At 68.8% G+C, this 23,451-nt stretch carries 25 protein-coding genes; 22 read left to right on the forward strand and 3 right to left on the reverse strand.

Annotated features, from left to right (window positions below):
• The first annotated feature begins 31 nt into the window (after positions 1-31).
• The 3 genes from E5S69_RS15005 to E5S69_RS15015 all read left to right on the forward strand — a co-directional run bounded on the left by E5S69_RS15005 (position 32) and on the right by E5S69_RS15015 (position 4,136).
• The gene (locus tag E5S69_RS15005; protein WP_171515448.1) at positions 32-433 is read left to right on the forward strand and encodes a hypothetical protein; all 402 of its coding nucleotides are present in this window, start codon (positions 32-34) and stop codon (positions 431-433) included.
• A gap of 322 nt (positions 434-755) precedes the next feature.
• Complete coding sequence (locus E5S69_RS15010) at positions 756-2,858, forward strand: response regulator (RefSeq protein ID WP_171515449.1); 2,103 nt, start codon at positions 756-758, stop codon at positions 2,856-2,858.
• Between the two features lie 228 nt (positions 2,859-3,086).
• Positions 3,087-4,136, forward strand: a complete 1,050-nt coding sequence (locus E5S69_RS15015; RefSeq protein WP_171515450.1) for a Ku protein — start codon at positions 3,087-3,089, stop codon at positions 4,134-4,136.
• Between the two features lie 120 nt (positions 4,137-4,256).
• Here E5S69_RS15015 and E5S69_RS15020 read toward each other — a convergent pair whose 3' ends face one another.
• Together E5S69_RS15020 and E5S69_RS15025 are read right to left on the reverse strand one after the other, a co-directional pair.
• Complete coding sequence (locus E5S69_RS15020; RefSeq protein ID WP_171515451.1) at positions 4,257-4,694, reverse strand: BON domain-containing protein; 438 nt, start codon at positions 4,692-4,694, stop codon at positions 4,257-4,259.
• A 281-nt stretch (positions 4,695-4,975) separates the two neighbouring features.
• Positions 4,976-5,257, reverse strand: a complete 282-nt coding sequence (locus E5S69_RS15025) for a hypothetical protein (RefSeq protein WP_216621344.1) — start codon at positions 5,255-5,257, stop codon at positions 4,976-4,978.
• Between the two features lie 234 nt (positions 5,258-5,491).
• Between E5S69_RS15025 and E5S69_RS15030 the strand changes: the two genes are divergently transcribed.
• The 9 genes from E5S69_RS15030 to E5S69_RS15070 all read left to right on the forward strand — a co-directional run bounded on the left by E5S69_RS15030 (position 5,492) and on the right by E5S69_RS15070 (position 13,533).
• Positions 5,492-6,448, forward strand: coding sequence for an oxygenase MpaB family protein (locus E5S69_RS15030; protein ID WP_171515452.1), 957 nt, complete (start codon positions 5,492-5,494; stop codon positions 6,446-6,448).
• Positions 6,449-7,282: 834 nt separating this feature from the next.
• On the forward strand, positions 7,283-7,609 hold the full coding sequence (locus E5S69_RS15035; RefSeq protein ID WP_171515453.1) for an RNA chaperone Hfq: 327 nt from the start codon (positions 7,283-7,285) through the stop codon (positions 7,607-7,609).
• A gap of 223 nt (positions 7,610-7,832) precedes the next feature.
• Positions 7,833-9,071, forward strand: a complete 1,239-nt coding sequence (locus E5S69_RS15040; RefSeq protein WP_171515454.1) for a FliC/FljB family flagellin — start codon at positions 7,833-7,835, stop codon at positions 9,069-9,071.
• Between the two features lie 133 nt (positions 9,072-9,204).
• A complete protein-coding gene (locus tag E5S69_RS15045; protein ID WP_171515455.1) occupies positions 9,205-9,576 on the forward strand; it encodes a flagellar protein FlaG in 372 nt (123 codons plus the stop codon).
• Between the two features lie 50 nt (positions 9,577-9,626).
• Positions 9,627-11,048 (forward strand): flagellar filament capping protein FliD, encoded by a 1,422-nt coding sequence (fliD, locus tag E5S69_RS15050; RefSeq protein WP_171515456.1) that lies wholly within the window; start codon positions 9,627-9,629, stop codon positions 11,046-11,048.
• A 21-nt stretch (positions 11,049-11,069) separates the two neighbouring features.
• A complete protein-coding gene (fliS, locus tag E5S69_RS15055) occupies positions 11,070-11,495 on the forward strand; it encodes a flagellar export chaperone FliS (protein ID WP_171515457.1) in 426 nt (141 codons plus the stop codon).
• Position 11,496: 1 nt separating this feature from the next.
• Entirely contained in the window at positions 11,497-11,850 is a 354-nt protein-coding gene (locus E5S69_RS15060) for a flagellar protein FliT (protein WP_171515458.1), read from the forward strand.
• Positions 11,851-11,920: 70 nt separating this feature from the next.
• Positions 11,921-13,243: a flagellar hook-length control protein FliK gene (locus E5S69_RS15065; RefSeq protein WP_171515459.1), complete on the forward strand. Its 1,323-nt coding sequence runs from the start codon at positions 11,921-11,923 to the stop codon at positions 13,241-13,243.
• A complete protein-coding gene (locus E5S69_RS15070) occupies positions 13,240-13,533 on the forward strand; it encodes an EscU/YscU/HrcU family type III secretion system export apparatus switch protein (RefSeq protein ID WP_171515460.1) in 294 nt (97 codons plus the stop codon). The genes E5S69_RS15065 and E5S69_RS15070 overlap by 4 nt, the downstream gene beginning before the upstream one ends.
• 84 nt (positions 13,534-13,617) lie before the next feature.
• Here the strand turns inward: E5S69_RS15070 and fliE are convergent, their stop codons facing one another.
• Positions 13,618-13,941, reverse strand: a complete 324-nt coding sequence (gene fliE, locus E5S69_RS15075; protein ID WP_115214578.1) for a flagellar hook-basal body complex protein FliE — start codon at positions 13,939-13,941, stop codon at positions 13,618-13,620.
• A gap of 406 nt (positions 13,942-14,347) precedes the next feature.
• Between fliE and fliF the strand changes: the two genes are divergently transcribed.
• The 10 genes from fliF (at position 14,348) to E5S69_RS15125 (ending at position 23,365) form a co-directional block, all read left to right on the forward strand.
• A complete protein-coding gene (gene fliF, locus E5S69_RS15080) occupies positions 14,348-16,051 on the forward strand; it encodes a flagellar basal-body MS-ring/collar protein FliF (protein WP_171515461.1) in 1,704 nt (567 codons plus the stop codon).
• Positions 16,038-17,048 carry a flagellar motor switch protein FliG gene (gene fliG / locus E5S69_RS15085; protein ID WP_062803757.1) on the forward strand — a complete coding sequence of 337 codons (1,011 nt, stop codon included), beginning with the start codon at positions 16,038-16,040 and terminating at the stop codon, positions 17,046-17,048. The genes fliF and fliG overlap by 14 nt, the downstream gene beginning before the upstream one ends.
• Positions 17,035-17,850 carry a flagellar assembly protein FliH gene (gene fliH, locus E5S69_RS15090; RefSeq protein WP_171515462.1) on the forward strand — a complete coding sequence of 272 codons (816 nt, stop codon included), beginning with the start codon at positions 17,035-17,037 and terminating at the stop codon, positions 17,848-17,850. The genes fliG and fliH overlap by 14 nt, the downstream gene beginning before the upstream one ends.
• On the forward strand, positions 17,843-19,333 hold the full coding sequence (gene fliI / locus E5S69_RS15095; protein ID WP_171515463.1) for a flagellar protein export ATPase FliI: 1,491 nt from the start codon (positions 17,843-17,845) through the stop codon (positions 19,331-19,333). Before fliH ends, fliI begins: the two co-directional genes overlap by 8 nt.
• The gene (gene fliJ / locus E5S69_RS15100) at positions 19,299-19,757 is read left to right on the forward strand and encodes a flagellar export protein FliJ (RefSeq protein WP_171515464.1); all 459 of its coding nucleotides are present in this window, start codon (positions 19,299-19,301) and stop codon (positions 19,755-19,757) included. Before fliI ends, fliJ begins: the two co-directional genes overlap by 35 nt.
• A gap of 50 nt (positions 19,758-19,807) precedes the next feature.
• Positions 19,808-21,268, forward strand: a complete 1,461-nt coding sequence (locus tag E5S69_RS15105; RefSeq protein WP_171515465.1) for a flagellar hook-length control protein FliK — start codon at positions 19,808-19,810, stop codon at positions 21,266-21,268.
• Between the two features lie 204 nt (positions 21,269-21,472).
• Complete coding sequence (locus E5S69_RS15110; protein ID WP_423766639.1) at positions 21,473-21,637, forward strand: type II toxin-antitoxin system HicA family toxin; 165 nt, start codon at positions 21,473-21,475, stop codon at positions 21,635-21,637.
• Between the two features lie 43 nt (positions 21,638-21,680).
• Positions 21,681-22,097, forward strand: a complete 417-nt coding sequence (locus tag E5S69_RS15115) for a type II toxin-antitoxin system HicB family antitoxin (RefSeq protein ID WP_171515466.1) — start codon at positions 21,681-21,683, stop codon at positions 22,095-22,097.
• A 32-nt stretch (positions 22,098-22,129) separates the two neighbouring features.
• On the forward strand, positions 22,130-22,792 hold the full coding sequence (gene alkB / locus E5S69_RS15120) for a DNA oxidative demethylase AlkB (protein ID WP_171515467.1): 663 nt from the start codon (positions 22,130-22,132) through the stop codon (positions 22,790-22,792).
• Positions 22,793-22,876: 84 nt separating this feature from the next.
• On the forward strand, positions 22,877-23,365 hold the full coding sequence (locus tag E5S69_RS15125) for a GFA family protein (protein ID WP_171515468.1): 489 nt from the start codon (positions 22,877-22,879) through the stop codon (positions 23,363-23,365).
• The last annotated feature ends 86 nt before the right edge of the window (positions 23,366-23,451 follow it).

The following is a 23,451-nucleotide window of genomic DNA, read 5'->3' on the forward strand; positions in this document are numbered from 1 at the left end:
CCGGGATGGCAACACCGTACGGAGACTGACCATGCCCCCACTCAGGATTCTCGCGAATCTCCGCGCCGCCGGCACCACCGGCGCGGCCCCGCGCAACCGTCGCGGCCTGCAGCGCCTGCTGGTGTCCTGCGCCATGCTGTCCTGCGCCGCGGCGCCGGTGCAGGCCAAGCTGCCGCCGCCGACGCCCGAACAGCAGCAGGCAGCCGAGGCCAAGAAAGCCAAGGAAGCCGAAACGGCCAAACAGCAGGCCGAAGCGCTCGCCACGGTGCAGGACCGGATTGCCGCGCGCTTTGGCAAGGGCGCCACGGCCGGCGCCGCGACCGAACCGGGCAAGATCCCGCAGAAGGCAGCCGAAGCGCCCCGCTCCGCTGGCCCGCATGGCGGGACCTCGCCCAGTGCCGAGGCTCACAGCGGCGAAGCCGCGCGCCGCTAGCCGAACACGCCGGGCCGGATCCCGGCGTGCTTGGCCGGCGACTTCCCCACCTGCCCAGGTTGCCGCGACGTTGCCCACCCGGCACGCGTCTTGCCACGGCGAAGCCGAACGGTCTGTGCAAAGCACCGCGGCCATGTTGATGAATAAGGGGGACGGCGATGATCTGGGGGATGGGAGATTGCAAAACTTCCAAAGGCAGTGCGCGGCACCGTGGTAATTGTTACACGCACCACACCGTAGCCAGCGCGCTTTTACACGGCATCACCGCGCCGGCATGCCAGTCTTTGCGGGCGCGCGCTGCCGTGGCGCGGGGTGTGCAGTCATGAAGCCGCAAGCCAACCGGGCTCCGCTGATCCTGAACGTCGAGGACCGGGAGGGACCGCGCTACGTCAAAAGCCGCATCCTGCACCGCGGCGGCTTTTCGGTGATCGAGGCCGTGACGGGCCACTCGGCGTTGTCGCTGGTGCGCCAGCATGCGCCGTCGCTGATCCTGCTGTCGGCAAAGCTCCCCGATATCAGTGGCCTGGAAGTGTGCCGCCTGCTGAAAGAGGATCCGCAGACCGCGCGCACGCTGGTGCTCCTGACCTCGCCCGGCCTGGCCCAGTCGCGGCAGCGGGTGGAGGCGCTGAACTGCGGCGCCGACGGCTACCTGGTGGAGCCTGCCGAACCCGAGGAACTGCTGTCGAGCATCCAGGCGCTGCTGCGCCTGCGGGGTGCCGAGGACGCCTACCATCGCACCTCGCGGGCCCTGCATGAGCATGAGGACATGTTCCGCCAGCTCGCCGAATCGCTGGCCGACGTGGTCTGGATCCTGGATCCGGCGACCCGGCGGCTGCTGTTTGCCAGTTCGTCGCTGGCGACGGTGTGCGGGCACTCCGCCGAGCAGCTCATGGAGGACCCGCGCCTGTGCCTGGAACGCGTGGCGCCGGCCGACCGCGCGCGCGTGGAAGCCGCCGTCGAAAGCATGCTGCGCGACGGCAGCATGGACCTCGAATTCGCGCTGACCCTGCCCAGCGGCGAGCCGCGCGAAATCCGCGCGCGCGCCTTCCCCGTACGCAGCCATGGCGGCGCGGACGGCACCGATGGCACCGATGGCACCGACGGCGCGCCGGCTGCCGCGGGCACGCCGCCGCTGCGCATTGCCGGGATCTGCCAGGACGTGACGCTGCAGAACCGCGCCGGGCGCGCGCTGCACGACGAGGAACGGCGCAAGGATCAGTTCCTGGCGATGCTGGCGCATGAACTGCGCAACCCGCTGGCGCCGCTGCGCAGCGCCGCGGACCTGCTGCAGCAGCTTGCGCCCACGCGCGAGGACATGTTTCGCGCGCGCGACATCATCGGCCGGCAAGTGCATCACTTGACCCGCCTGGTCGACGAGCTGCTCGACATCTCCCGCTTCAACCAGGGCCGCATCACGCTGCGGCAAGACCTGGTGGAGCTGCGTACCGCGCTCAATACCGCGGTGGAAGCGGTGCGTCCGGTGCTCGATGGCTACCGCCACACGCTGCGGCTGTCGCTGCCCGAACAGCCGCTGCCGGTGCGCGGCGACCTGGTGCGCCTGACGCAGATCTTCAGCAACCTGCTGCAGAACGCGGCCGCGTACACCCCGGCCGGCGGCATGATCTCGGTTGAAGCCGGCTTCGATGAGAGCGCGCCGCAAGCCATTCCGGATGCCGTCTCGGGCGGGCAGGTCACGGTGCGCGTGCGCGACAACGGCACCGGACTGTCGGAAGCGCTGCAGCGGCAACTGTTCGATCCGCTTGCCCCGCCGGACCCGGGCGCCCCAGGCGCCCCCACCGACCAGCGCGAACAGAGCGAACGGAGCGAACGGAGCGACATTGCCACGCAAACCCCGCGCAGCGCCTTCCCGCACGACGGCCCAGGCATCGGCCTGACGCTGGTGCAAAAGCTGGTGCAGTTGCACGGCGGCACCATCCGCGCCTATAGCGCTGGCCCCGGCCAGGGCAGCACCTTCACCGTGACGCTGCCGGTGGAACCCTGGCAGAACTGGCATCCCGGTTCCGGCAAGGCAGGCACCCGGCGCAGCGTGCCGCGCCGCATTCTGGTGGTGGACGACAACGTCGATGCCCTTGAGGCCATGACGATGGCGCTGCAGGCGATGGGGCACACGGTGGTGACCGCGCCCGACGGCCCGAGCGCGCTGGCGCGCGCCATCGCCGCGCGTCCGGAGGTGGTGCTGCTGGACCTCGGCATGCCCGCCATGGATGGCTTTGAAACCGTGCGCCGGCTGCGCGCGCTGCCTGAGTTGCGTGGCGCACGGCTGGTCGCGCTGACCGGCTTCGGCCAGCCCGAGGACCGCCGCCGCGCGCTGGCGGCGGGATTCGACCAGCACCTGGTCAAGCCCGCCGACCTGGACGCGCTGACGCGGCTGCTGGATGAACTGGATCCGCAGCAGCAAGCCTAGCGCCATGCCCGTGCCCGCCGAACCCTGCATCCGTGCTGTTACCCGAGCCCTCAACAAGGAGCGATTCGTGCATACCACGCCAGACCCCGACATCCCGCCCCGCGAGCCCGAAGTCCCGCCGCCGGAGCCGCCGCCGGGCCCGCCCCAACCCGTGGAAGACCCGCCCCCGGGCGACATGCCGCCACCGCCGCCGCAACGCGCCGGCGCCCGTGGCAAAGGAGCGATCAAGTGTCCCGCATCATCTGGAAAGGCGCCATTGCCTTCGGCCTCGTCAACATCCCCGTCGTCCTGCGCCCCGCGTCGCGCAGCCAGTCGCTGGACCTGGACCTGCTAGACGTGCGCGACATGGCCCCGGTGGGCTACCAGCGCATCAACAAGAGCACCGGCAAGCCGGTCGACAAGGAGCATATCGTCAAGGGCTACCAGTACGCCAAGGAGGAGTACGTGCTGCTCAACGACGAAGATTTCCGCCGCGCCAATGTGGAAGCCACGCAGACCGTGGACATCGTCAGCTTTGTCGATGCGGAGAGCATTCCGCCGTACTACTTCGACACCCCGTACTACCTCGAGCCTGACAAGCGCGGCGAACGCGGCTACGCGCTGCTGCACGAAACCATGCGCCGCACCGGCAAGGCCGCGCTGGCGCTGGTGGTGCTGCGCGCGCGCCAGCACCTGGCGGCGATGCTGGTGCACGACGATGCGCTGGTGCTCAACACCATGCGCTTTGCCGACGAGGTGCTGCCGATCGCCGAGCTGCGCCTGCCCAAGGCTGCCAGCGGCAAGCCCACCGGCGCGCACGCGCGCGAGATCGAGATGGCCACCAAGCTGGTCGACGACATGACCGAGGAATGGGCCCCGGAACAATACCGCGACACCTACCGCGACGACCTGATGGCGCGCATCGAGGAAAAGATCGAATCCGGCAAGACCCACCAACTGACGCCGCCCGCGGAAGAGGAAGAAGCCCCGCGCCAGGGCGCCAAGGTCATCGACATGGTGGCGCTGCTGCGCCAGAGCCTGGGCCAACGCGGCAAGGACAAGCCGGAAGACGAGACCGAAGCCGAAGCAGAGCCCGCACGCCGCAAGACCCCCGCGCGGCATGCCGCCGCGCGCAAACAGCCGGCCGCGAAGCGCACCAGCGCCACGCCGGCCAAGCGCAGCGGCGGCACCAGCGGCGCGAAGACCGCCAGCGCCAAGCGCGCGCCCGCCAAGCGCGAATCGCACGCGCCTGCCGCGCGCAAGAGCGCCGGCACCAGCGGACGCAAGCGCGCCGCCTGAGCCTCGCAACCGGGACCAGCGACGTTCCCGAGAAGCCGCGCCCTCTCCCGCATGCGGGAGAGGGCCGGGCAAGGGCAAGCGCCTCCACGAAGCGGCGCCCGGTCCTATGCAAAGGCCCTGTCAGCGCGCCGATACTTTGAGGTTGTCAGTCACCGACGTCACGCCGTCGACGCCGCGAATCGTCTTCAGCGCGAGGTCGTGCTGCTGCTGGCTGGACACCGTGCCGCTGACGTCCACCGCGCCCTGCTGCGTGGTCACGTGGATGCCGGTGGACTTGAGGTCCTTGGTGGCGAGCAGCCGGGTCTTGATGCGGGCGGTAATGGCGCTGTCCTGCACGGCTTGCTTCGGCTGGTCGGCTTCCGACCCTGGGCTGGCATTTGGATCAGGCCGCCCGGGCATGCCCGGCGCCGAGTTGACCGGCGCCACCGGCGCATTCTCCGTCGCGGCGAATATCAGTCCGCTCTTGTCGAGCGCCAGCGCGCTACCGGCGGCCGCTGCCAGTGCCGCGGCCAGCCAGGCCCTGCGCAGCGCGCGCGCGGTGATTCGGGAACATTGCATGGCGTTCTCCTCGATAGTCCAGCGGGCACCGCTGCCGGACTGGCAGCCAGCGCCACGGGTAAGGCATTTTTCAGCAAGCTCCGTACCCGCCGTGGTCGGCCTGGACGCGGCCACCGCAGCACGCCGGCCGCTGTGTAAAACGGGCCACGCGTTGTAAAAGCGCCGCGGCGCGCGCGTGCCGCATCGCGCGCATAAGCCTGGCGCAGGCGGCGCGCCGGCACTGTCGCGCTTGGCATGGCGATTGCGAAGCAAGGTCTGCGGCAGTTCGCCGCGTCAAGGAGCTAGCAATGGGACAGCAGCAACAGCCGGGTCAATCGCAGTCGGGCCAATCGCAATCTGGCCAGAAGCAACAGGAACAATCGCAAACTGGCCAACGCGGCAGCCAGCAGCAACCGGGACAACAAGGCGGCGGGCAGATGGGTGACAAGGACCGCATGCAGGACCAACAGCAGCAACAGGACCGCGGCAGCTCGCAACCTGGCCAGCAAGGCGGCCAACGCAGCGGCCAGCAAGGCGGGCAGGGCGGGCAACAGGGTGGCCAGCAGAGCGGCCAGGGCGGACAAGGCGGACAACGCCAGCAATAACCCCACCCACCACAACCAGGCAGCTATCCGGGTATGTGCGTGAGCAACATGCGGTGCTGACGCAGGGGCATACGCCGGAGATTGGCAGGCCGGAACCCCGCACGGGGCTCCGGCCCTTTTTACGGACGCGGCACGCGGGCGGTGCGCGCAGCTTGCCGCCATCCCGTGTATGCTGGCCCTGACCCAACCCCTTGCCTTGCAGGCATACCGGCTTTGTCCAGCGTCACCGACCCCGCCCCGGGCGCCGCCACGCCGCGGCGCCGCGGCCCCCTGCATCAACTCTCGGCAAGACTGCGAGCACAGGCCGGTGCGCACGTGCGCGCCCTGACCCGCAGCAACTCCGGCCTGAGCCTGGACTATGACAACCCGCCGGGCGACCCCGGCCTGTTCGGCCCGGAAGCGGTCTGCTGGCGCGTGCATGCGGATTTTCCGTCGATGCTGGCCGGCGGGGTCAGCGCGTTGCTGCTGCAGACCCTGCATCCGCTGGCCTTGGCCGGGGTGTGGGACCACTCCAGCTTCCGCACCGACATGCAGGGGCGCCTGGGCCGCACCGCACAGTTCATTGCCGGCACTACCTATGGCAGCCGCGCCGATGCCATGGCGCTGATTGAACGGGTGCGGCGCATCCATACCGGCGTGTCCGGCTTCGCGCCGGACGGACGGCCCTACGCGGCGTCGGACCCCGCGCTGCTGACTTGGGTGCACGTGGCCGAGGTCTCGAGCTTCCTGGCCGGCTACCTGCGCTATGTCGGCCCGCTGGGCGCTGCCGAGCAGGACCGCTATTACGCCGAGGTGGCGCGCATCGCGCAGTTGCTGGGCGCGGCCGACGTGCCGCGCTCGCGCGCCGAAGTGGCCGCCTACCTAGACACCATGCGGCCCGCGCTGCTGGCCAGCGAGCGCACCCGCGAAGTGGTGCGGCTGGTCAGGAAGATGCCGGTGGCCAATCCATTGCTGCAGCCTGCGGTCAGCATCATGACCGATGCCGGCATCGCGCTGTTGCCGTCCTGGGCACGCCACCAGCTCGACCTGGACGGCCCGTCGATCCGGCGCCCTGCGGCACTGGCCGGCATGCGCGTGCTGGCGCCGGCACTGCGCTGGGCACTGGGTGCCGGCCTGGCCGCGCGTGCCCGGCGGCGCGTGGCGCGCGGCACGGACGCCAGGACGGGTTGAAGCCCGAACCGCTGCGAACGAGGTGCGCCGCCCCCGACCAAGGGCGATACGCGAACGCCTCCGGACGGTAAAGCGGAATTAGGGCCAGAATCCCCCGCATTTCAGTGAATTGAGCCCGCGCAAAGTGGCGTTAAATGTGGCTCGGCATTCCGAACGGCCGGTCAGCGAATTTGAGGGCCGGCCACTGCGCCGCAGAGCGCGATTCAAACGACGCGGGCAAAAAAAAAGCCCACGCGCGGGGTGCTCGTAGGCTTTCCAGGACTGCTCGAGCCAAAAAGCTCTTGTGATGAATATAAACGCGCTTACATGAGGTGTAAATCCCGCTTCTATCAGGGGATTCCCTTACCGGCAAGCAGGAATTTCAGTACTTCTGGCACTTCTGGCCCTGAAATCACTTTCAGGTCAGTTCTCGCAGACACTGGCAAATCGCCGCCAGCCCAACGCCTGCCTGGCCTCGCCGGCCAATCGCGCGCCCTCTCCTTGCCGCGTCGTCGCAAGTTCCTACATCAAAACATAATAGACAGGCAACTACATTAGTAGAGCAAAACCTCTAGATGGACGGGGACGCACCGTCCGTCAATGCTTGTAAAACTTTGTTACTCTCGGCCCTGAAGTATTCCCCTTCTCTTCTGGCAGCACCCGTCGCCGGCCATTGCGCAACATTCCGGAGGCCCTGTATCCGGCCTGCGATCAGCGCTATGGCTGCGGCCAGCCCGGTCGCCGTTACCGAGAGCGGATGTTTCCCCTGCCGCCAGCGCCGTGCCGCACCCCAAGCCGCCGGCCAACGGACCGTTATCAGCCGCCAGAACCCTTGCGGGCTCTTCCGGAGTCGTTGTGAAGAAGAAGGAAATCCGGCCCAAGCCCCCCAGCCGACGGCAACTGCAGCCCCAGCAATTCGCGGCGTACCACATCAGCCAGACCCCGGTGATCGTGCATCTGTCCAACGGCGCCCGGCTGCATGGGCTGGTGCTGGCCGCCGACGATTTCATGCTGCTGCTCGGCCGCCGGCCCGACGACGTCCAGCCTACCGTGGTGTACAAGCACGCCATCTGCGTGGTCACGCCGGCGGATGCCCCGGAGTTGGTCCGGGTCGCGCCGGAAACGATGGCCGCGCCGGATTTCGTGCCGCTCTTTATCCCCCGCACGCGCAAGCGCCGCTAGGCCGGGGTTCGCTCCGGCACCTTGTCACCCTCGCCGCACACCGCCGTACGGCGCATCCCCGCCCTGCCGGCACCCCGCGAAACTATCGCGGAGATCACTCTAAACCTTTGCCTTGCCCGGTCGATAACCCAAGCAACGGAGGCACTCTACGCCCTGCAAAGCAGGCCGCCAACGTTACGGCACTAGCCGGAATGCCCAAAACTTTGCATACAGGAGTCGTACCATGGCGCAAGTCATTAACACCAATTCGTTGTCTCTGATGACTCAGAACAACCTGAACGCTTCGCAATCGTCGCTGAACACCGCGATCCAACGCCTGTCGTCGGGCCTGCGCATCAACAGCGCCAAGGACGATGCCGCCGGCCAAGCCATTGCGAACCGCTTCACCGCCAACATCAAGGGTCTGACCCAAGCCCAGCGCAACGCCAACGACGGCATCTCGCTGGCGCAGACCACTGAAGGCGCGCTGACCGAAGTCAACAACAACCTGCAACGTATCCGCGAACTGAGCGTGCAGGCCGCCAACGGCTCGAACTCGGGTTCGGACCTGAAGTCGATCCAGGATGAAATCACCCAGCGCCTGGCTGAAATCGACCGTACGTCGCAACAGACCGACTTCAACGGCGTGAAGGTCCTGTCGAGCAGCGCCAAGCCGCTGACGATCCAGGTTGGCGCGAATGATGGCGAAACCATCACGATCAACCTGACGGAAATCAGCTCGAAGACCCTGGGCATGCAAGGCTTCAACGTTGCCGGTCCGACGGCGACGGCCAGCTTCGCCTTCGACGGCACGACCGCATCCGCCGCCGGCGACGCACCGACGGCTTCGCAGCTGCAGGCTATCTATGGCTCGACCACTGCCGTCACGACCACGACGGTGGCAGAGAAGACCACTGACGATCTGTCGACCAAGCTGGGCCTGGCCGCCGGTGGCGCGACCCTCACTGGCAACGCGGTGGCCGACAAGAACGGTAACCTGTACGCGGAAGTGAAGATCACCCCGGCAAGCGCTGGCGAAGCTACCTCGCTGGTCAACCAGGGCTTCACCGGCGCCGTGAACGGCACCTCGATGTACCGCTACGTCGCACTGGACCCGCAGTCGGCCGACACGACGACGACCAGCGGCACCGCCGCATTTACCGTCGACACGTCGAAGATTTCCGTGGGCAGCCTGCAGACCGGCTCGACCGCCAGCCCGCTGGCTTCCATCGATGCCGCCATCAAGAAGGTCGACGACCTGCGCAGCTCGCTGGGCGCGGTGCAAAACCGTTTTGACTCGGTGATCTCCAACCTGGGCACCGCCGTGACGAACCTGTCGGCCTCGCGCTCGCGCATCCAGGATGCCGACTACGCAACGGAAGTGTCGAACATGACCCGCGCGAACATCCTGCAACAAGCGGGTACCTCGGTTCTGGCGCAAGCCAACCAGACCACGCAAGGCGTGCTGTCGCTGCTGCGTTAATCGCAACTGCGCTGGCAAAAAAGGGCTGGGCCGCAAGGCCCGGCCTTTTTGCCGGGAGCATTTTGCAAGCAGACCGCTGCTCGCAAAGTGTTTCTTTCAATCCTGATTCGCATCAATCCGGACGGAGCAAACCATGGCGTCTTCCCCTACCGTGATCCCGGCCGCAGTGCGGCTGCCGACCGATGTGCCGGCAGGCGCCATTGCCACGCCAGCGCCAGGAGCCGTCCGTCCCTCCGCCAGAAATAGTGGGCAGAGCGACGACCGTCTGTTCGAATCGGGGAATGCGATCGAAACCTCCGCCGCAATCGGTGAACTCGTTGAAGCACTGAAGACTACCTCGATCAGCCTGCGCTTCGAGATCGATGAAAGCACGCACCGCGTCATCACCAAGGTGGTCGACAAGGAAACCGGCGAGCTCATCCGGCAAATGCCGACTGCAGAGGTACTGCGCATCGCCCGCGCCATCGACAAGCTGCAAGGGCAGTTCATCAGCCACGCCGTGTGAGCGCGGCCACCACGCAAAGCAACATCAGTTGAAGAAGAGGTAACAAGACCATGGCATCGATCTCCTCGCTCGGCGTTGGCTCCAATCTGGACCTGAACACCCTGCTTTCCCAGCTGCAATCTGCCGAGCAGGTGCCGCTCGAAGCCATCAATACGCAGGCCAAGAGCTACCAGGCCAAGCTGTCGGCCTTCGGCCAGTTGCAGAGCGTGGTGAGCGCCTACCGGGCCGCCGCCAACAAGCTCGGCGACGCGGCCACCTTTGCCGCGGTCAAGGCATCGGTGGGTTCGACCGACGTCATGTCCGTGTCCACGGCGGCCAATGCCGTGCCCGGCAACTACAGCATCACCGTCGGCACCCTGGCGACGGCCCAGTCGCTGGTCAGCGGTCAGGTAGCTGACCAGAAGGCGGCTATTGCAGGGAGCGGCGGCGACATCGTGTTCGATTTCGGCGAAGCGCTGGCGACCGACGCAACGGCCACGCCGACGAGCACGAAGAAGGTCACCATTGCCGCCAACGCCTCGCTCCAGGATATCCGCGATGCCATCAACAAGGCCGGCATCGGCGTAACGGCAAGCATCGTCAATGATGGCAGCAGCACGCCTTACCGCCTGGTCCTGACCTCGGACAAGACCGGGACGCAGGCCACCATGCGCGTATCTTCGGCAAGCACCGACCTGAACAACCTGGTTGGCTTCGATCCGGCCCCGACCGCCACCGGCAATGCCATGGCGCAAAAGGTTCCGCCAGCCAATGCCACGCTGACGATCAACGGCATCGATGTCGTCAGCCAGAGCAACACCGTGGTCGACGCCGCTCAGGGCGTGACGATGAACCTGGTCAAGACCGGCACCACATCGTTGACCGTCACGCGCGACAACGATTCGATCAAGGCGTCGATCCAGGCGTTCGTCACCGCCTACAACAACATCCAGAGCACGGCCAAGACGCTGACAGCGTTCGACACGTCGGCGGGCACGTCTGCCGCGCTGACCGGCGACAGCACGCTGCGCTCGATCCAGCAGCGCCTGCGCTCGATGCTTGGCGGCGCCATGTCGGACGGCAACGGCGGCACCATCACGCTGGCGGACATCGGCATCAAGTTCGACGCGAAGGAAGGCACCATGTCGCTCGACGATACCAAGCTGACCAAGGCGATCAACACCAACCTTGCCGGCGTCACCGCCATGTTCTCGAGCACCACCGGCAGCGGCGGCATCGGCAAGCAGGTGGTCGACTATGTTGACGGTCTGTCGACGACAAACGGTTCGCTCAAAACGGCCCAGGACGGCATCACCAAGACGCTGAAGGACCTGGAGAAGAACTACAGCAACATGCAGGACCGCATCAACGCAACGATGGACCGCTACAAGGCCCAGTTCACCCAGCTGGACCTGATGATCAGCCAGATGAACCGTACCAGCAGCTACCTGACGCAGCAGTTCACCGCCCTGAATAACGCCTCGAGCAAGTAACCGCCTTACCGGGAGCAAACCATGTTCGCCCGCCAAGCCATCAATACCTACGCCCAGGTAGGCGTCCAGACCGGCGCCATGAGCGCCAGCCCGCACAAGCTGATCACCATGCTGTACGACGGCGCGCGCGCCGCGATTGCGCGGGCGAGGTTCCACCTGGACGGCGGCAACATCGCCGAGCGCGGCAATGCCATCTCCAAGGCCATCGACATCATCGACAACGGCCTGCGCGCCGTGCTTGACCATGATGCCGGCGGCGAGATCTCGGCCAATCTCGAATCCCTTTACGAATACATGGTGCGCCGGCTGATGCTGGCCAACCTGCGCAGCGACGCCGCCCTGCTGGCCGAGGTCGACACGCTGCTCGAAAGCCTGGCTTCGGCGTGGGCGCAGATCGACGACGACGCCGGCGGTGCCGAGCGGCAACCGGCCTTACAGGACAGCTGACATGGCCTTCGCTCCAACGTTTTCCGCGATCGTGGGCTGCTACGAGGAAATCCTCGCACTGTCGGCGCGCATGCACGAGGCGGCGCAGGGCGCCGACTGGGACACGGTCACCACCTTGCAGCAAGGCTACCTGGCCCAGGTGGACCGACTGCGCCTGCTCGACCACGAGGCACCGTTTTCCGATGCCGAGCGCATGCGCCGCTACCAGTTGCTGGATCGCATCCTGACCTACGACGCGCGCATCCGCGAACTGGCCGTGCCGCAGCTCAAGCGGCTCGGCGACATGCTGACGAGCTCGCGCCGGCAGTTCGCGCTGAGCGCAGCCTATGGCGCCACCACCGGCGCCACCACCTGACGCGGCCTGAGCGCCGCTTCCAGCCCCGCGGCGGGCAGCAAGGCCCGCCGTCTTCACCGACGCCACCCGTATGACCGGCATCCTTCTGCCTCCAGGCCTGGCACCCGGTCAGGCTCCGGACCCGCAATCGCTGCGCACCGCCATCGCCATCGACCAGGTCTCGGCGCTGCAGCCGGTGCCCGACGCCACCGAGTCGAATGTCAGTAACGCCACCGGCCAGGCTGTCCGCCACAGCGCGCTCGCGGCCGGCGCCAGCGGGGCCTCCGGCCAGGCCGCCTTGCTGCCCGGCGCGTCGACACAGGAATCGCTGAGTGCGGCGGCACGCGCCATCCTGGCGGTGATGGACGGTACCGAGGCGCAGCCCGTGCGCAGCGCCGGTCCGTTGCTGGCCGCCGCGTCCATGGCGGCATCCGCGCCGGCCACTGCCGCGGCGCTGGCCAGCGCGGTCGGCCAGAGCGGCCTGTTCTATGAAGCGCACCTGGCGCAATGGGTGGCCGGCGCACGCGCGCTGGCCGGCATCCGCCAGGAGCCGCAGGCGCAAGTCCCGGTGCCTGGCCGAACCATGGCCGGCGGCCCAGGTCAGGGCACCGCCGCCATGCCGCCGTCGCTGCAGCTGACCTATGCGGGCAACGGCAGCGTGGCGGAACCGGCGCGCCCTGCCGCGCCGACGCTGCTGCCGGCCTCGCAGGTGCTGGCCGAAGCGCTGGCCGCGGCCGGCAATCCGCGCGTGGCCCATAGCCATGCGGCGGCGGAGCAGGCGCTGCGGCAAGGCACCGCCACCACCGCGGCGTACCGCCGCGACGCCGCGGCCGAGCCCGCCGCGTGGCGCCAGTCGGCGGCAGCGCTGGCCACGCAGGCATACCAATCCACGGCGCAGGCCGGTGCGCGCATGGCCGCGCCGGACGATCCCGCCACCCGGCCGGGGGGCGCGTTCGAAGGCCGTGCGCAGGTCAGCCTGGCGGATGCCGGCCGGCTGGCGGCGGCGGACGGCCCGGCCATCCATCCCGCGACCGAGGGCGTAGTCCGGCAGCAACTGGAATTGCTCGCCACGCAGCAGTTCCGCTTTGCCGGCGAAGCCTGGCCCGGCGTGCCGATGGCGTGGGAGCTATTGCGCGCGGATGCCGACGGGCCTGCGCAGGCCAACGGCGAAGCCGCGCGGCCTTGGACAAGCCGCTTGCGGCTGCAGTTGCCCGGCCTTGGCATCGTCGAGGCGGTGCTGACCCTCGGCCCCGCCGGGCTCGACGCCCGTGTGGCAACGCCAGACACCGATGTCGCGGCGCGTTTCATCGCGGCACGGCCGCTGCTGCGCAGCCAGCTGGAGGCGCACGGCATCGTGGTGCAGCGCGTGAGCGTGCAGACCGAGGACAACCTCGCCCCGGGAGAGGTCAGATGAGCGAAGCCGCGCACGACCGCGGCACGGCAATCGCGCTGTCGTACCAGCACAGCGACAAGGCGCCGCGCGTCGTCGCCAAGGGATACGGCGTCGTCGCCGAAGCCATCATCGCCCGCGCGCGCGAAGCCGGCGTGTATATCCACGATTCCCCCACGCTGGTGAACCTGTTGATGCAGATCGACCTGGACAGCCACGTGCCGCCGCAGCTCTATGTGGCTGTGGCCGAACTGCTGGCATGGATCTACCACCTTGAAGCGGGCACCGACCCAGGCGCGGAAGCGCAGACCTGACCCCGCAGATCTTCCCGACGACAAAGAGCCCCTGGCCGCTTGCGCGCGCCAGGGGCTCTTTCTCTTTGGGGCAGGCCGCTGGCCTTACACCGCCATATTCATCATTTCCTGATACGCCGCCACCAGCCGGTTCCTCACCTGCACCCCGGTCTGGAACGACACATTGGCCTTCTGCAGGTCGATCATCACGTCATTGAGCGCCACGCCGGGCTTGCCCAGCTCGAACGCCTCGGCTTGGCCGTAGGCGCGCTCCTGCGCGGCGTTGATGCGGCCGAGCGAGCGTTGCAGCTCGCCGGCGAAGCCGCCGCCGACCGGCGCCGCGGACTGGCTGGCGGTGTTGCCCGAGGCAACTTGGGACATCCCGCGCAGTTGCTGCAGCATGCCCTCGATGGAAGAGATAGTGGTCATTTGGCTCGTCGTACACCGGCGTACCGGCTCGGTTCGTCTTGTGGCGCGCCCCCTTGCATCACAGCCAGCCTGCGGCAAGCAGGCCTCAGGCGGTTCGCACCCAGTTTCAGCCCCCGCAGAGTACCTGCCGCCACCGCTGGCCCATGGACCGAAATCGGCCGGAAAACCCGGTCTATTCACCGGATTGTGCCGCTCAAGTCTGGCCGATCATTGCCACCGTGCCGGAGGAGCGCGGGCTGTCGACCCGTGCTGCCCCCGGAGATCACCAGACAACCATCGATTCGGGAGTACGCGTGTTTTCTCTGCAGCGTAATGTGAGCCGTGCCGTGAGCCGCGCCGACGACCAGGGCGGTCAGCATCGCCGGTGCCGCCGTGCGCATCGCCGCGCCGGGTCTGGAGCACGCGCATGACCGCGGCCGTGGCACTGCCCGGGCGTCCGGCCGAAATGCTGGAGCGCCTGAAGGCCAACCCGAAGCTGCCGCTGATGCTGGGCGGCGCGGCCCTGGCCGCCGCGATTGCGGTGGGCGTGCTGTGGTCGCGCGGCCCGGACTACAAGGTGCTGTACAGCAACCTGTCCGAGCGCGATGGCGGCGCGGTGCTGCAGTCGCTGCAGCAGATGAATGTGCCGTACAAGTTCGCCGAAGGCGGCGGCGCGGTGATGGTGCCGGCCGAGAAGGTGCACGAGACCCGCCTGCGGCTGGCCTCGCAAGGCCTGCCCAAGAGCGGCACGGCCGGCATGGAGCTGATGGACAACCAGAAGTTCGGCATCAGCCAGTTTGCCGAGCAGGTCAACTACCAGCGCGGGCTGGAAGGCGAGCTGGCGCGCTCGATCGAGTCGATCGCCGCGGTGCAGTCCGCGCGCGTGCACCTGGCCATCCCCAAGCCGACGCTGTTCGTGCGCGAGCGCCAGAAGCCGACCGCATCGATCGTGCTGCAGCTGTACCCGGGCCGTGCCATCGATGAGGGCCAGGTCGCGGCGATCAGCCACCTGGTGTCGTCGAGCGTGCCGGAGCTGACGCCCAAGTCGATCTCGATCGTCGACCAGCACGGCAACCTGCTGTCGAATACCGGCAACGAGCGCATGCTCGACGCCACCCAGCTCAAGTACGTGCAGGCACTGGAGCAAAACTACCTGAAGCGCATCGAGGCGATCCTGACGCCGATCGTCGGCAAGGACAACGTGCGCGCGCAGGTCACCGCCGACGTCGATTTCTCCATCGTCGAGCACACCGACGAGAGCTACAAGCCCAACCAGGACCCGACCCGCTCGGCGATCCGCAGCCAGCAGACCAGCGAATCGACCCAGCAGGGCGCCACGCCCCCGGGTGGCGTGCCCGGCGCGCTGTCGAACCAGCCGCCCGCTGCCGCCGCCGCGCCCGTGACCACGCCGCAGACGCCGCGCGCGGGCCAGGCGCCGGGCCAGGCCGGCGCACCGGCCCAGGCTCAAGCCGGCCAGGCCGCGCAGGGCGCCACCACGGCCGCGTCCAGCGGCCCGAGCAGCAACCGCCGCGATTCCACCGTCAACTACGAACTCGACCGCTCGGTGCGCCATGTGCAGCAGGCCCCGGGCGGCGTGCGCCGGCTGTCGGTGGCGGTGGTGGTCAACTACCGCCAGCAGGCCGACGCCAAGGGCAAGCTCGTGGCCGAGCCGCTGCCGCCGGCGCTGCTGGCGCAGATCCAGAACCTGACCAAGGAAGCGATGGGATTCTCGGCCGACCGCGGCGACTCCATCAATGTGGTCAACAGCCCCTTCACCGCCGAGCGCGAGAAGGCCGAACCCGAACTGCCGCTGTGGAAGCAGCCCGACATGATCGCACTGGGCAAGACCCTGGCCGGCTACCTGCTGCTGGCACTGCTGGCGCTGTTCGCGTGGTTCAAGGTGGCGCGCCCGATCCTGCGCCGCTACACCACGCCACCGCTGCCCGCGCCCGAGCCCCGGGACGAGACCGAGGCGGTACTGCTGCCGCCGGAAGAGCCGGCCAATCCGGAAATCCTGCGGCTTGCCGCCAAGTATGAAAGCGACCTCGCGCTGGTGCGCGACGCCGCCCAACGCGACCCGCGCCTGGTCGCCAGCGTGATCAAGAACTGGATTAGCAATGACAACCGCTAAGGGCATCTCTGAATCCGGCTTGCAGAAAAGCGCGGTGCTGATGATGGCGATCGGCGAGGATGCCGCCGCCGAGGTGTTCAAGCACCTGTCGCAGCGCGAAGTGCAGGAACTGGGCTCGGCCATGGCCACGCTCAGCTCGGTCACGCGCGAGGAAATGGCCGAGGTGCTGGGCGAGTTCCGCGCCGAGACCGAGCAATACCTGGCGCTGAATGTCGATTCCAGCGCGTTTATCCGCAGCGTGCTGAACAAGGCGCTGGGCGAGGAGCGCGCGCAGTCGGTGATCGAGGACATCCTGGAGTCGCGCGATCCGGGCGGCGGCATCGACTCGCTCAACTGGATGGATGCCACGGCCATCGCCGAGCTGATCCGCGACGAGCACCCGCAGATCATCGCCACCATCCTGATCCACCTGGACCGCCAGAAGTCGTCCGAAGTGCTGGGGCTGTTCACCGACCGCCTGCGCAACGACGTGATCCTGCGCATTGCCACCTTCGGCGGCGTGCAGCCGGGCGCGCTGCAGGAACTGACCGACGTGCTCACCAAGCTGCTGGCGGGCCAGAGCCTGAAGCGCAGCCGCATGGGCGGGGTGCGCACCGCGGCCGAGATCATCAACCTGATGAGCACTGCGCACGAAGAGGCCGTGATCGACGGCGTGCGCCTGCACGACGGCGACCTGGCGCAGAAGATCATCGACGAGATGTTCCTGTTCGAGAACCTGCTCGAGGTCGACGACCGCGGCATCCAGCGCGTGCTCAAGGAAATCGCCACCGAGTCGCTGATCGTCGCGCTCAAGGGCGCGCCGCAGGAGCTGCGCGACAAGTTCATCCGCAACATGTCCACCCGCGCCGGTGAGATGCTGCGCGAGGACCTGGACGCGCTGGGCCCGGTGCGCGTGTCGCAGGTCGAGGCCGAGCAGAAGGCCATCCTGCAGGTGGTAAGGCGCCTGGCGGATGCGGGCGAAGTACAGATCGGCGGAGGCGACGATGCCTATGTCTGAGGCAGACCCCGAGCGCGGGAGCGCGCGCCGGGCGTCGGGCGCGGATTCGCTCTCGTCCCTGGCCGGCCACGGCGCGGCCGCCGGTACGGGCGGCTTCGCGCCGTTCGAGCCGCCGCGCCGTGCGCGTGGCGGTGCCGCCGGCTGGCAGCGCTGGCAAATGGGCTCGCTCGATTCCCGGCATGCCGAGCCGCCCGAGGCCTTCGCCACCATGCCCGCCGAACCGGCGCCCCCGCCGATCGACTTTGCCGCCCTCGACGCGATGCGCGAAGGCGCGCGCAAGGAAGGCTATGCCCAGGGCTACACCCAGGGCCAGACCCAGGGCTACGGCGACGGCCACCGCGAAGGCTATGCGCGCGGCCTCGAGGCCGCCCGCAACGAAGCCGCGCAGCTGCAGGCGCTGGCCAGCAATTTCCGCGGCGCGCTTGGCAGCGTGGACGACGCGGTCGCGCGCGCGCTGGTGTCGCTGGCGCTGGACGTGGCGCGGCAACTGGTGCGCTCGACGCTGGCACAAGACCCCGCGGCCCTGCTGCCGGCGGTGCGCGAGCTGCTGACCAGCGAACCGGCGCTGTCCGGATCGCCCAGCCTGCTGCTGCACCCCGACGATGTGGCACTGGTCGAGACCCACCTGCACGGCGAACTCGCCGCCGCCGGCTGGACCGTGCGCGCCGATCCGTCGGTGGCGCGCGGCGGCTGCATTGCCAGCGCCGCCAGCGGCGAGCGCGACGCCACGCTGCCCACGCGCTGGACCCGCGTGGTCCGGGCGCTGGGCCGCGATGACCCATGGGAGCCGCCGCATGCCTGATAGCGCGCAAGCCACGGCCACGCCCTCGGCAGACGCTGCGCAGGCCCACACGCAACGCTGGATCGGCGCGCTCAACGGCGCCGCGGCAGGCATCGCCGGGCTCGACAGCAAGCGCAGCTGCGGCCGCCTGACGCGCGCCGCGGGGCTGGTGCTGGAAGCCGTGGGCCTGCGCCTGCCGGTGGGCAGCGATTGCCTGATCGAGCTGCCGGCCGGACAGTTCACCACCGACAGCAACGCCCCGCGCACCGCGGAGGCCGAGGTGGTCGGCTTTGGCGCCGACCGCCTCTACCTGATGCCGCAGTCCGACGTGGTCGGGCTGCTGCCCGGCGCGCGCGTCTATCCGCTGGAGCCGTCGCCGCAACCGGCCGGCGCCACCGCGCCGCGCGAGCCTGGCTCCAAGCGCCTGCCGGTCGGCCCGGGGCTGCTGGGCCGCGTGCTGGATGCGGCCGGCCGCCCGCTCGACGGGCTCGGCCCGCTTGCCGCGGCGATGGAAGTGCCGCTCGCCGGCGAGCAGATCAACCCGCTGATGCGCGCGCCGATCGAAACCGTGCTCGACACCGGCGTGCGCGCCATCAACGGCATGCTGACCGTCGGCCGCGGCCAGCGCATGGGCCTGTTCGCGGGCTCCGGCGTGGGCAAGAGCGTGCTGCTCGGCATGATGGCGCGCTACACCAGCGCCGACGTGATCGTGGTCGGGTTGATCGGCGAACGCGGGCGCGAGGTGAAGGAATTCATCGAGAACATCCTCGGTCCCGAGGGCCGTGCGCGTTCGGTGGTGGTGGCTGCCCCCGCGGACTGCTCGCCGCTGCTGCGCATGCAGGGCGCCGCCTATGCGACGCGGCTGGCCGAGTATTTCCGCGACCAGGGCCAGCACGTGCTGCTGATCATGGATTCGCTGACGCGCTACGCCATGGCCCAGCGCGAGATTGCGCTGGCGATCGGCGAGCCGCCGGCGACCAAGGGCTATCCGCCGTCGGTCTTCGCCAAGCTGCCGACGCTGGTCGAGCGCACCGGCAACGGCCCCGAAGGCGGCGGCTCGATCACCGCGTTCTACACCGTGCTGACCGAAGGCGACGACCAGCAGGACCCGATCGCCGATTCCGCGCGCGCCATCCTCGATGGCCATATCGTGCTGTCGCGCAGCCTGGCCGAAGCCGGCCACTATCCGGCCATCGACGTCGAGGCCTCGATCAGCCGCGCCATGACCGCGCTGATCCCGCACGAGCAGTTTGGCTCGGTGCGCCGCTTCAAGCAGCTGATGTCGCGCTACCAGCGCAACCGCGACCTGATCAGCGTGGGTGCGTACGTGCCCGGCAATGACCCGGAGCTGGATCTGGCGATCCAGCTGCATCCGCGCATGGAAGCCTTCCTGCAGCAGGACATCCACGAGCGCGCCGGCTACGCCGACGCCATCGCCGCGCTGCACCGCCTCTTCGACAGGAGTGAACATGCTCAAGCATTCACCGCTCAACACGCTGGCTGACCTGGCCCAGACCGATACCGACACCGCCGCGCGCGAGCTCGGGCGGCTGCAGGGCTTGCGCACGCAGGCGGAGTTGCAGCTGAACCAGCTGACGCAGTACCGCCAGGAATACCGCGAGCGCATGCAGGCGGTGGCGGCGCAAGGCATGAGCTCAAGCCGCTGGCAGGATTTCTCGCGCTTCCTGGATTCGCTGGACCATGCCATCCGCCAGCAGGGCGCAGCGCTGGCCAAGGCCGAGGCCGACCTGCTGGCCGGCCGCAACCGCTGGCAGCACCAGAAGCGCCGCCTGAACTCGTTCGACACGCTGATCGCGCGCGCCGAAGCGAAGCACGAGCAGGTGGCCGCCCGCCGCGAGCAGCGCGCCAACGACGAATACGCCGCGCGCCTCGCCCGTACCACGGCCGGCCGCCTGAGCGAAGCCTGAACAACGCCTGGGCGCAAGCCATCCGCCAGGCCACATCGTAGCGAACACCCATGATCGATATCAGCCAGATTGTCAGCAGCGCCGCGAATGCGGTGGAAGGTGCCCGGCGTGCGACGGCCGACGCCGCCGCCACCGGCTTCCGCGACGCGCTGTCGAACGCCCGCGACAGCCACAAGGCCGCCCCGGCGGCGCCCGCCGCGCGGGAGACCGTGGCGCGCGACAAGCCCACCGCGCGTGCGGCTGCCGCGCCGGCGGACGCCGGCAAGCCCCAGGCTGCCGCCGCCACCGGCAAGAAGCCAGCTGCCGGCCCGGAAGACAAGGACCAGGATCAGGATCAGGACAAGGAAGACGCCGCCGTGGCAACGTCGACGCAGGCAGCCGCCGCCGTATTGGCGCTGATGCTGCCCGCGGCCACACCGAACCCCGCCGCCACGCCAGCCGGCGCCGCAGGCGCCACGGACGCCGCCGCGGCCGGCCTGGCCGGCACCGGCAGTGCCGCGGCATTGCAGGCGGCGCTGAGCGGCACCGCCGACGCCACCGCGCAAACCCAGGCCGACGCGGGCACCGCCGCGGGACCGGCCGCCGGCACGGCCTTGCCCGACGCGTTGCAGGCGGCCACCAGCGATGCCCGCCCGGCGCAGCCGTCGGTCGCCGACACGCTGGCCACCATCGCCTCGCAGCGCGCGGCGATGCGGCCCGGCGGCAGCGCCGGCAGCGACGCCAAAGCCCCTGCCACGCAGGCCGTTGCGGGCGACGCCCTGGCGCTGCTGCAAGCGGATCTGCCGGGCCAGGATGCCGGCGCTTCGGCAGGCGGATCGGGGCATCGCCCAGACAGCGGCCTTGGCCAGCAGCGCGCCGATCCGCTCGCCGCCAGCACGGCCGCGCCCGAGGCCCGCCCCGCGGCCATCGCGTTCGCCGCCGCGCAGGCGACCGCGCGCGCCGGCGAGAGCACCGCGGCCAGCCCCGACGGCACCCCGGCACTGGCCGCCATGCTGGCCGGCCAGCCCACGCCGGCCGCTGCCGCCGCTGCCGCCAGCCGGCCCGTGGTCGCACCACCGCTGTACGACAGCCAGTGGCCGCAGGCCCTGGGCCAGCAGATGATCCGCCTGGGCACGCAAGGCCAGCAAAGCGCCGAACTGCAGCTGAACCCGCCCGACCTGGGGCCGCTGAAGGTGGTGCTCAACGTGATCAACGACCAGGCCCAGGCGCAATTCGTCTCGCCGCACCAGGCCGTGCGCGCAGCGGTCGAGGCCGCGCTGCCGCACCTGCGCACCGCGCTCTCGGAAAACGGCATCCAGCTGGGGCACACCTCGGTGGGCGCCGATGGCTTTGCCAGCCAGGCAGGCAACGGCAACGGCAACGGGCAGCAACAGCAGGCGCCGGGGCAAGGGCGCGCACAAGCCGGCTTTGGTGGCGCTGCGATAGCGGCGGCAGAGTCGGCGCCAGCGGCAGGTGCTACGGCACGGCCCGCGCGCGTGCTGGGGCGGGGGGAGATTGATACGTTTGCGTAAAGGACTCCGTCGCGCGAATTTGTTTCGCGGCCGGACAAGAGAGCAAGGCCGCCTCAAGGGCGGCCTTGTCATATCAGAAGTGACCAAGCATGGAAGCTCGGATACTTTGCTGCAACAAGAATGGACGTATTGCTGCTAGAATGCGTAAACATTTTTGCTTACCCTGACTCCCACTGAGCGACAGGAGGTTTCGGGTGAAGCAAAGTGAATTTCGGCGATGGCTCCGGACAAGGCGCGACGTTCAGCGAAGGGGCAAAGCACATCAAGGTGTATCTCAATGGCAGGCAGTCGACTTTGCCGAGGCATCCCAGACATGAAATCGGCGAGGGGCTGCGCAAGGCGATCCTCAAGCAACTCGGCCTGTCGTGAGCCTGCAAGACGTACCCGCCCCTTTCGCCAAAGGAGTTTCAATATGCTGCGCTTTCCCGCCAACATCGTCCCCGACGGCGATGGCTTTGCGGTCTCGTTTCCCGATATCCCCGAAGCCCTGACCAGCGGCGCCACTATCGAGCAGGCCCGGGAGATGGCCGCCGATGCGCTTGCAACGGCCATGGAGTTCTATTTCGAGGATGGCCGCCCGGTGCCACTGCCGTCGAAGGCCGGACGCGGACAGCATCTGGTAGAGCTGCCGGCAAGCATGTCGGCAAAGGTGCTGCTGCTCAACGAGATGATCGCACAGGGGGTCACGCAGGTGGAGCTGGCACGCCGGCTGCACACTCGCAAGCAAGAAGTGCAGCGCATCGTCAACCTCGATCATGCGACCAAGATCGACACGATCGAAGCCGCGTTCCGGGCGCTGGGCAAGCGGCTGGAACTGAAGGTCGCCTGAACCCGCCTGGCCTCGGCAGCACCCTCCCCACCATGACGTTCGACCTGTTCGACGACCTGCCCGAAGACAGCGCCGCCACCCTCGCCATCGAACCCCTCGCCGACGGCGCCGCCGTGCTACGCGGCGCGGCGCGGGCAAATGCCGAAGTGCTGCTCGCCGACGCGCAGGCCATCGTGGCCCTGGCCCCGTGGCGGCACATGGTCACCCCCGGCGGCCTGAAGATGTCGGTGGCGATGACGAACTGCGGCGCGCTCGGCTGGGTCTCCGACGCGCGCGGCTATCGCTATGACCCTATCGATCCGCTGAGTGGACAAGCGTGGCCCGAGATGCCCGCGAGCTTTCGCGCGCTGGCCTCCATCGCCGCCGCGCAGGCGGGCTTTGCCGGCTTTGCGCCGGATGCCTGCCTGATCAACCGCTACGTGCCGGGCACCCGGCTGTCGCTGCACCAGGACCGCGACGAGCGTGATTTCTCCGCGCCTATCGTCTCGGTCTCGCTGGGGCTGCCAGCGGTGTTCCTGTTCGGCGGCATGCGCCGCGCCGACAAGCCGCAGCGCGTGCGGCTGGCGCATGGCGACGTGGTGGTATGGGGCGGGCCGTCGCGGCTGGCGTTCCACGGCGTGGCGCCGCTGGCCGATGGCGACCATCCGCTGCTGGGGTCGTTGCGCATCAACCTCACATTCCGCAAGGCGCAGTAGGTTCCCGCCCGGCCTTGGCACTTTTGCCGGCGGTTTTCTACAGTCAATGGACTGTCATGAACGCCAACGTGCAAAGGCCCCTCCATGCATCTCGACGGCTCCTGCCATTGCGGCGCGGTCCACTTCTCGCTCGAATCCGATTCGCCCTGCCCTTACATGCACTGCCATTGCTCGATCTGCCGCAAGACGGCGGGCGGCGGCGGCTATGCCATCAACATCGGCGGTGATGCCGCCACGCTGCGCGTGCGCGGGCGCAAGCACCTCGGGGTCTACCACGCGGTGCTGCGCGAACCCGGCAAGCGCGCGCGGCGCTCGCCGGCGCAGCGGCATTTCTGCGTGAAGTGCGGCAGCGCGCTATGGCTCTGGGATCCGCGCTGGCCCGAGCTGCTGTATCCCCATGCCTCGGCCATCGATACGCCGCTGCCGCGCCCGCCGGAGGTGGTCGAGGCCTCGCTGGAATCCGTGGCGCCCTGGGTCGACGTGCCGCGCGGCAAGGGCCATGTCCACTGCGACACGTGGCCCGAAGAATCGCTCGCTGACTGGCACAAGCGGCACGGGCTGTCGTCGCCCTGAAGGGCGCGCCGGCGCGATATGAACGTTTTCGCCGAGAGATCTTAGTCTTTCTTCCTGACGCGGCCATTGCAACGGTTTGGGCCCCG

The organism is Cupriavidus necator (genome assembly GCF_013141915.1).
GTDB classification, from domain to species: domain Bacteria; phylum Pseudomonadota; class Gammaproteobacteria; order Burkholderiales; family Burkholderiaceae; genus Cupriavidus; species Cupriavidus necator_B.

Coding starts and splice junctions, on each gene's coding strand:
- fliJ (WP_171515464.1), top strand. CDS start 19,299: ATGCTCAAGCATTCACCGCTCAACACGCTGGCTGACCTGGCCCAGACC.
- E5S69_RS15045 (WP_171515455.1), top strand. CDS start 9,205: ATGGCGTCTTCCCCTACCGTGATCCCGGCCGCAGTGCGGCTGCCGACC.
- fliS (WP_171515457.1), top strand. CDS start 11,070: ATGTTCGCCCGCCAAGCCATCAATACCTACGCCCAGGTAGGCGTCCAG.
- fliG (WP_062803757.1), top strand. CDS start 16,038: ATGACAACCGCTAAGGGCATCTCTGAATCCGGCTTGCAGAAAAGCGCG.
- fliD (WP_171515456.1), top strand. CDS start 9,627: ATGGCATCGATCTCCTCGCTCGGCGTTGGCTCCAATCTGGACCTGAAC.
- E5S69_RS15020 (WP_171515451.1), bottom strand. CDS start 4,694: ATGCAATGTTCCCGAATCACCGCGCGCGCGCTGCGCAGGGCCTGGCTG.
- E5S69_RS15125 (WP_171515468.1), top strand. CDS start 22,877: ATGCATCTCGACGGCTCCTGCCATTGCGGCGCGGTCCACTTCTCGCTC.
- E5S69_RS15115 (WP_171515466.1), top strand. CDS start 21,681: ATGCTGCGCTTTCCCGCCAACATCGTCCCCGACGGCGATGGCTTTGCG.
- E5S69_RS15005 (WP_171515448.1), top strand. CDS start 32: ATGCCCCCACTCAGGATTCTCGCGAATCTCCGCGCCGCCGGCACCACC.
- alkB (WP_171515467.1), top strand. CDS start 22,130: ATGACGTTCGACCTGTTCGACGACCTGCCCGAAGACAGCGCCGCCACC.
- E5S69_RS15105 (WP_171515465.1), top strand. CDS start 19,808: ATGATCGATATCAGCCAGATTGTCAGCAGCGCCGCGAATGCGGTGGAA.
- fliF (WP_171515461.1), top strand. CDS start 14,348: ATGACCGCGGCCGTGGCACTGCCCGGGCGTCCGGCCGAAATGCTGGAG.
- fliH (WP_171515462.1), top strand. CDS start 17,035: ATGCCTATGTCTGAGGCAGACCCCGAGCGCGGGAGCGCGCGCCGGGCG.
- E5S69_RS15065 (WP_171515459.1), top strand. CDS start 11,921: ATGACCGGCATCCTTCTGCCTCCAGGCCTGGCACCCGGTCAGGCTCCG.
- fliE (WP_115214578.1), bottom strand. CDS start 13,941: ATGACCACTATCTCTTCCATCGAGGGCATGCTGCAGCAACTGCGCGGG.
- E5S69_RS15010 (WP_171515449.1), top strand. CDS start 756: ATGAAGCCGCAAGCCAACCGGGCTCCGCTGATCCTGAACGTCGAGGAC.
- fliI (WP_171515463.1), top strand. CDS start 17,843: ATGCCTGATAGCGCGCAAGCCACGGCCACGCCCTCGGCAGACGCTGCG.
- E5S69_RS15070 (WP_171515460.1), top strand. CDS start 13,240: ATGAGCGAAGCCGCGCACGACCGCGGCACGGCAATCGCGCTGTCGTAC.
- E5S69_RS15060 (WP_171515458.1), top strand. CDS start 11,497: ATGGCCTTCGCTCCAACGTTTTCCGCGATCGTGGGCTGCTACGAGGAA.
- E5S69_RS15040 (WP_171515454.1), top strand. CDS start 7,833: ATGGCGCAAGTCATTAACACCAATTCGTTGTCTCTGATGACTCAGAAC.